Raw genomic sequence first — 6,973 nt, forward strand, 5'->3', positions numbered from 1 at the left:
CGCCGGAGGTGGAAATACCTCGTTCAAGAACGAAGAGAAAATATGGGTGAAAGCCAGCGGTTCATCACTTGCAACCATCACAGAAGACGGTTTTGCCGTATTGGAACGCTCGCTGCTTGATAAGATATCTGAAAAGCAATACAGCAACAATGCCGCTGAGCGTGAAGAGCAAGTAAAAAATGATCTTGCCGCTGCTACCATAACAAAAGGTAAACGCCCGTCGGTAGAGACCTCTATGCACAATGTGATCGACTATGCATTTGTCGTTCACTTGCATCCCACTGTCGTTAATGGATTAATGTGTGCTGTAAATGCGGGGGCAGGGCTGAAAAATCTTTTCGGAGAAAAAGTGCTTTATGTGGAGTATACCGATCCGGGATATGTCCTGTTCAAAAAAGTGGACGAGAAAATAAGGGAATATCGCCGGAAATTCAGCGAAGAACCGCAAGTGATATGGTTGCAAAACCATGGAATTTTTGTAGCTGCAGATAGTATTGAAGAGATAAAATCAATATATTGTTCAATTATTGCGACACTTGAAAGGGCGGTGAGCAACCCCTTGCCAGTAGGTGAAAGGGAGATATGCAACTACACTGTAGAAGTGCTGCCGGCCATCCGTATGTTGGTTTCTGTGGATGGCCTAAAGACCTTGAAAATACGCATGAACGGATTGGTAGAATACTTTTGTGACACTCCCGGTAACCAGGCAGCCGTTGCCAAGCCTTTTACTCCCGATGCTATTGTTTACTGCAAATCAAACTATCTGTTTTTAAACGATGATACACCCGAACAAGTTGTTGCAAACGCAAAGGAATCGATTCCAGGTTTTGTAAGCAAGTTCGGTTATCTGCCTAAAGTCTTGTTGATAAAAGGTATCGGGCTTGTAGCCGTGGGTGACAATGCCAGGCAATGCGATATCATACTTGATGTATTTGAGGATGCAATGAGGGTCGCCTTTCTCTCACAATCGTTTGGCGGACCTCACCCGCTAATACAGCCCCAGATCGATTTTATCGATAACTGGGAAGTGGAAAATTATCGCCGAAGTATTGCTGTTGGGGCCTCTAAAGGACGTGTTGATAATAAGACCATTGTGATCACAGGAGCAGCCCAGGGCTTTGGAAAAGGAATAGGACGTTATTTGCTGCAGGAGGGTGCAAATATTGTGATTGCCGATCTGAATGAAGAGGCAGGCAGAGTGACAGCAGAAAATTTCAATAGTCTCGCCAATAACAACAGAGCTGTTTTTATAAAGACAAATGTGGTTGAAATTGAGAGCCTGGAGAATCTTATCCATGAAACCATTTGCCTGTTCGGGGGGATAGACTGTTTTATCAGTAATGCCGGTGTTTTGCGTGCAGGCGGCCTGGAGGATATGACGCCTGAAAATTTCGATTTCGTGACCAGCATTAATTATAATGCCTATTTTTATTGCACGAAGGTGGTTAGCAGAATTATGAAATTACAGACTCTGTATGCTTCAGGTGATTATTACGCCGACATAATCCAGATAAACTCTAAATCGGGTCTTCAGGGGAGTAAAGCCAATTTTGCATATGCTGGAGGAAAATTCGGTGGTATCGGACTGACACAATCGTTCGCGCTTGAGCTGGCGCCTTATCGCATAAAAGTGAACTCCGTTTGTCCGGGGAACTTCTATGAAGGCCCTCTCTGGAGCGATCCCGATAATGGGTTGTTTGTACAGTATCTGAGAGCGGGAAAAGTACCAAACGCAAAAACCATCGATGATGTGAAAACGTTTTATCTGTCGAAGGTGCCAATGAAAAAGGGATGTACGCCGGAAGATGTTACCAAAGCAGTGCTCTACCTGATGGATCAGTGTGGTGAGACAGGACAGGCATTGCCTGTTACCGGCGGACAGGTAATGTTGAATTAATAAATAGTAGCAAAATGAAAACAAGAGCAGTACGGCTATATGGAAAGAAAGACCTCCGGCTAGAAGAGTTTGAGTTGCCTCCTGTAAGAGAAGATGAAATTTTAGCCAAAGTGGTTTGCGATTCTCTGTGCATGTCGTCTTACAAGGCATCCTTGCAAGGTGCAGAACACAAACGTATCCCCGATAATGTATCAGAAAACCCAATCATTATCGGACACGAGTTTGCCGGCCAACTGGTGAAGGTGGGTGCTAAATGGACTCACAAGTTCAGGGCAGGAGATAAATTTTCTATTCAGCCGGCCTTGTATTACGAAAACGGGCCTGTTGGTATTCTGAGCGCTCCAGGTTACAGTTACCCATATATTGGAGGTGATGCCACCTACGTGATCATTCCTAATGAGGTGATGGAGAAAAAATGCCTGTTGACGTATCATGGTGAAGGATATTATCCCGCATCGCTTGCTGAGCCGTTATCTTGTGTTATAGGGGCTATGCACGCCAACTATCATACCACACCGGGCAGTTACCAGCACAAGATGGAAATTGTGGATGGTGGAAAGATGGCTATACTGGCGGGTGTGGGGCCAATGGGGCTTGCTGCTATCAATTTCGTGCTACGCCGCGAAGAATTAAAGCCGTCCCTGTTGGTGGTTACTGATATCGACCAGTCACGGCTCAATCGTGCAGCATCTATTTATACCGTTGAGCTTGCTGCTTCACGCGGCATCGATTTGAAATACATCAACACAGGTAAAATCGAGAATCCCGTGGAGGAGTTGAAAGCAATCAGTGGCGGTACAGGTTTCGATGATGTTTTTGTATTTGCTCCTGTAAGGGCGGTTGTTGAGCAAGGCGATGCAATTCTCGGATTTGACGGATGCTTGAATTTTTTTGCCGGTCCCGACAATCCTAATTTCAGTGCAATGTTGAATTTCTACAATGTTCATTATGCCTATACACACATTGCCGGCACAAGCGGTGGAAACAACGATGATATGATTGAAGCGTTGGACATTATGAGCAAAGGGCTTGATCCTGCCGGGCTGGTTACCCATATAGGAGGGTTGAACGCCGTAGCTAATGCCACAAACAACTTGCCTAATGTTGCAGGAGGCAAAAAGCTGATTTATACCCATATAGATATGCCGCTTACTCCTATTTCGGATTTTGCAAAATTAGGCGAAACGGATGATCTTTTTAAAGGATTAGCTGAAATTTGTGAACGGAACAATGGATTGTGGTGTGTGGAAGCAGAAAATTTTTTACTGGCAAAGGCTGGTATATTATTATAAAAAATTAATTATAGCTGAAAGTCCATTTTTGAGACATCATAAAATGTTTTGTCTCGGCTTTCAACTAATAAAATTATGTAAATGAGACAGTTGGATATTAATTTAATGCATCCGGTGGAACAGATTAACGTGATCATCGGAAGAATCTACAGTAGCGGGATGACAACCACTTCGGGTGGCAATATCTCTATCAGGGATAAAAACGGGGACATATGGATAACCCCTTCGGGTGTGGATAAAGGTTCACTTACTGTGAATGATATTATGCAAGTGAAAAAGGACGGGACCGTCATAGGCCTGCACAAACCATCATCGGAGCTCCCTTTTCATAAGGCCATCTATGAGGCAAGACCTGAGATAACGGCGATCATTCACGCTCATCCACCTGCACTTGTAGCCTTCAGTATTGCCGGTATTGTTCCGGACACCAAAATTGTACCGCAAGCACATAATATTTGCGGAGATATCGGTTTTGCTCCCTATGGTACTCCCGGCAGTGAAGATCTGGGTGAAAAGATTGCCTGCGAATTCAGGGATACCCGATATAAGGCGGTGATCATGGAGAATCATGGCGTGGTGTTGGGCGGGACCGATTTGATGGATGCATATCAGCGGTTTGAAACACTTGAGTTCTGTTGTCGCACTATCATTAATGCCAAAAGGCTGGGGCATGCGAATTATCTTACAGATGAACAGGTATTGAAATACGTAAATCATTTACCTTCCAATGTTCCACATTTTATGGATATTGAATACCCTTCCGACGAAAGGGCGTTGAGAACCGAAATGGTGAATATTATCAGGAGAGCTTGTAATCAGGGGCTGATGATATCGACTTATGGAACGGTTTCCGTACGCTGGAGAAATAATGATTTTCTTATCACCCCAAGGAATGTGGCACGGTGGGATATTGTACCAAGTGATATTGTGCAGATAAAAAGTGGTATGGCCGAAGCGGGGAAAACGCCAAGCAGATCGGTTGCATTGCACCAACGTATTTACCAGTTGAATCCGCACATCAACTCCATTATCTGCACACAGCCGGTGAATCTGATGGCACATGCGGTAAGCGGAACAAAATTCGATGTGAGAACTATCCCCGAAAGCTGGATCTTTCTACAGGATGTTCCTTCCATAGCTTTCGGGTTAATTTTTAATGATGTGGACAGCGTGGCAAGAATGTTCAATGAAAACCGTGTAATCCTGGTAGAAAACGACAGTGTATTTGTAACTGGAGACAAACTGCTTAATACCTTCGATTACCTTGAGGTAGCTGAATTCTCTGCTAACTCACTTGTGATGGCCTCTTCGATTGGTTCGTTACAACCGATTGGAGACAAAGAGATAGATGAGTTACGAATCGCGTTCAATGTGAAATAGATTTAAAGTCACTATGTTGTCTTTTTAACAAGGCCTGTTTTTTATATATGCAAATAATCTTTTCCCACAGTAGGGTGCCGGCGTTTAATCTGTCGGCAGAAGAGTATCTTTTCCCGAAACTGGGAGAAGATTTTTTGCTACTGTATATAAACAATCCGAGCATTATTATCGGATCCAATCAGGCGGTGCTCAATGAGGTGGACCAGAATTTCTGTATTGAGCATGGAATACGGGTTGTTCGGCGGTTGTCGGGAGGGGGGGCAGTATATCATGATACCGGGAATCTGAACTACAGTTTTATTATCGATAAAACAGAAGCTCCGCTAAGCCATCGTTTTCTCGATCCTGTGGTGGAGGTATTGCACAGAATGGGCATACCGGCTGAAATCAGAAAGAGAAAAGACCTCTGGCTGGATGGATATAAAGTATCGGGTACGGCGTCTCATGTTTCCAGGGGAAGGGAGCTTCATCATGGCACATTGCTTTATGATACGGATTTGCAGATGCTCAGGAGGTCTCTTGATGCACAAAACAGAAGTCTGATCAAAAAAGCTACAGCATCTGTACCCAGCCCCGTTAAAAATATCAGATCTTTTCTAAATGATAAAACCGGAGTAACAGTGGAACCCGAACAGTTTTTTCAACAATTTGCCCGACAGATGGCTCAACAGTTAGGAGTAAAGGAAATAGGGGCTTTTCAGGAGGAGGAGATAGCAGAGATTGAGGAACTGCAAAAGAACAAGTATACACAGCGTGACTGGAACTACAGGATGTAGTCATTCCGATTTTGAAATTTCTGAAAAGTCAGTACGGCTAATTACTTGACGGTAGCTGGATGTAGCCATTTCGTTTTGAGAGCTTCCTGAGAAAATAATGGTATAAAAAGATTAGAACAGGACCTTTTAGTAGCGTTTAGAACCAATTGGCACACAATGTTACAGTTAAGTCAATATTTTAGAGCCAATTAAATAACCTTCCCTGCCAGGTTTCCCTTTCCAGGAACCGTTTAATAATCTTCTCCCGCACCTCGTAGTTCTTCAGGCCCCAGTCCGGTGCAATTAGCAGCTTCGCGGGCGACTGAGAGGTGAACCGCTCAATGTAGATTTCCGGATTTAACCTTTCAGCGAAATCGACACACATATCTATATACTCCTCCAGCGAAAACAGGTTAAATGATTCAGGGAGTAATCTGAATTCTTTGGCCATAGCTGTCCCTTTTATTATCTGCAGCTGATGCAGTTTCAATGTTGTTAAAGGCAATTTGGAGAGTTCTTCGGCATGGTGCAGGATATCTTCTTCTGTTTCTCCGGGCAGGCCCAGGATCATGTGTGCGCCTGTCGGGATCATTCTTTCTGCCGTTTTACGGATCATTACGGCAGATTCTTCATAGGTATGTTGACGGTTTACCCGTTCCAGTGTTTTATTTAATGTTGACTCCACACCATACTCCAGCATTACAAATATTCTCTTGCGCAGATCCTCAAAATAATCCAACAGCCAGTCAGACATGCAGTCAGGACGTGTACCAACGATTAATCCCACCACATTGGGTGTGGCGAGTGCCTCTTCATATTTCCGAATGAGGCTATCTTTGCTTTCGTAAGTGTTTGTATAGGATTGAAAATAGGCAAGATATTTCATCTCCGGATATTTGTGCGAGAAGAAATCAATGCCATCGGCCATCTGTTCGGTAACGGATTTGTCCGGTTTGCCGTAACCGGGACTAAAACTCTGGTTGTTGCAGTAGGTACATCCGCCGCGTCCCTTGCTGCCATCGCGGTTGGGACATGTGAAGCCGGCATTGATGGATATCTTCTGCACTTTGAATGGGAATCTTGCCGAAAGGAATTCGCCAAAATCTCTATATGGTTTGTCGTTTGAAAACATTTCAGGAAGTTTATTAGCAAAGATACGGAAAAATATATTTGTAGATATAGTCCAGGGAAATGATTAAAAAATCTATTCAACACTCATATATGTTACAATAGCAGCTTAATAATTCAGCTTTTGCTTATCTCAAAAGTATGAACTAATGAGATAAAAAAACTGTCCGGAATCAGTTCCGGACAGTTTTAAAAAATATATTTATTGAAGATGTATTATGCTCCTTTTTCTGCGTCAGCCTTTGGCTCTTCTTTCACCTCGGTATCAGGTGCTTCAGCTTTTGGTTCTTCTTTTTCAGTCTTTGCAGCATCGGCATTAGAGTCCTCATTTTCAGAAACGTTAGCTTCATTGGTTTTGGACTTTCCTTCCGCTTTTACATCATCAGTAGCTGTTTTGTCATCTTTCTTCTCTTCAGCTGCGGGCTTTTCAGTCTTTTCAGCTACGGGCTTTTCAGTCTTTTCAGCTACGGGCTTTTCAGTCTCTTCAGCGGAAGTTTCCGCTTCTGCTTCAGCTTTGGCTT

5 protein-coding genes and 1 pseudogene are annotated in these 6,973 nt (G+C 43.6%); 4 read left to right on the forward strand and 2 right to left on the reverse strand.

Annotated features, from left to right (window positions below):
• The 4 genes from B3B27_RS01185 to B3B27_RS01200 form a co-directional block, all read left to right on the forward strand.
• A partial coding sequence (locus B3B27_RS01185) for an SDR family NAD(P)-dependent oxidoreductase (protein ID WP_286846666.1) occupies positions 1-1,897 on the forward strand: 1,897 nt, incomplete at its 5' end.
• Between the two features lie 14 nt (positions 1,898-1,911).
• Positions 1,912-3,189: a zinc-binding dehydrogenase gene (locus B3B27_RS01190; RefSeq protein WP_238841573.1), complete on the forward strand. Its 1,278-nt coding sequence runs from the start codon at positions 1,912-1,914 to the stop codon at positions 3,187-3,189.
• 81 nt (positions 3,190-3,270) lie between these two features.
• Entirely contained in the window at positions 3,271-4,569 is a 1,299-nt protein-coding gene (locus B3B27_RS01195) for a class II aldolase/adducin family protein (RefSeq protein WP_238841574.1), read from the forward strand.
• Positions 4,570-4,616: 47 nt separating this feature from the next.
• Positions 4,617-5,345, forward strand: coding sequence for a lipoate--protein ligase family protein (locus B3B27_RS01200; protein WP_238841575.1), 729 nt, complete (start codon positions 4,617-4,619; stop codon positions 5,343-5,345).
• A 178-nt stretch (positions 5,346-5,523) separates the two neighbouring features.
• On the opposite strand, the gene B3B27_RS01205 is transcribed toward B3B27_RS01200, so the two are convergent.
• Together B3B27_RS01205 and B3B27_RS01210 are read right to left on the reverse strand one after the other, a co-directional pair.
• Positions 5,524-6,456 carry a TIGR01212 family radical SAM protein gene (locus tag B3B27_RS01205; protein WP_238841576.1) on the reverse strand — a complete coding sequence of 311 codons (933 nt, stop codon included), beginning with the start codon at positions 6,454-6,456 and terminating at the stop codon, positions 5,524-5,526.
• Between the two features lie 212 nt (positions 6,457-6,668).
• Positions 6,669-6,973 (reverse strand): annotated as a pseudogene (locus B3B27_RS01210) (hypothetical protein); the annotation flags it as partial.

This window comes from Proteiniphilum sp. UBA5463, assembly GCF_002427225.1.
In the GTDB taxonomy this organism is placed as follows: Bacteria; Bacteroidota; Bacteroidia; order Bacteroidales; family Dysgonomonadaceae; genus Proteiniphilum; species Proteiniphilum propionicum.

Bases quoted from the DNA above. Each gene is read 5' to 3' on its own strand.
- B3B27_RS01190 (WP_238841573.1), top strand. From the start codon at position 1,912: ATGAAAACAAGAGCAGTACGGCTATATGGAAAGAAAGACCTCCGGCTA.
- B3B27_RS01195 (WP_238841574.1), top strand. From the start codon at position 3,271: ATGAGACAGTTGGATATTAATTTAATGCATCCGGTGGAACAGATTAAC.
- B3B27_RS01200 (WP_238841575.1), top strand. From the start codon at position 4,617: ATGCAAATAATCTTTTCCCACAGTAGGGTGCCGGCGTTTAATCTGTCG.
- B3B27_RS01205 (WP_238841576.1), bottom strand. From the start codon at position 6,456: ATGTTTTCAAACGACAAACCATATAGAGATTTTGGCGAATTCCTTTCG.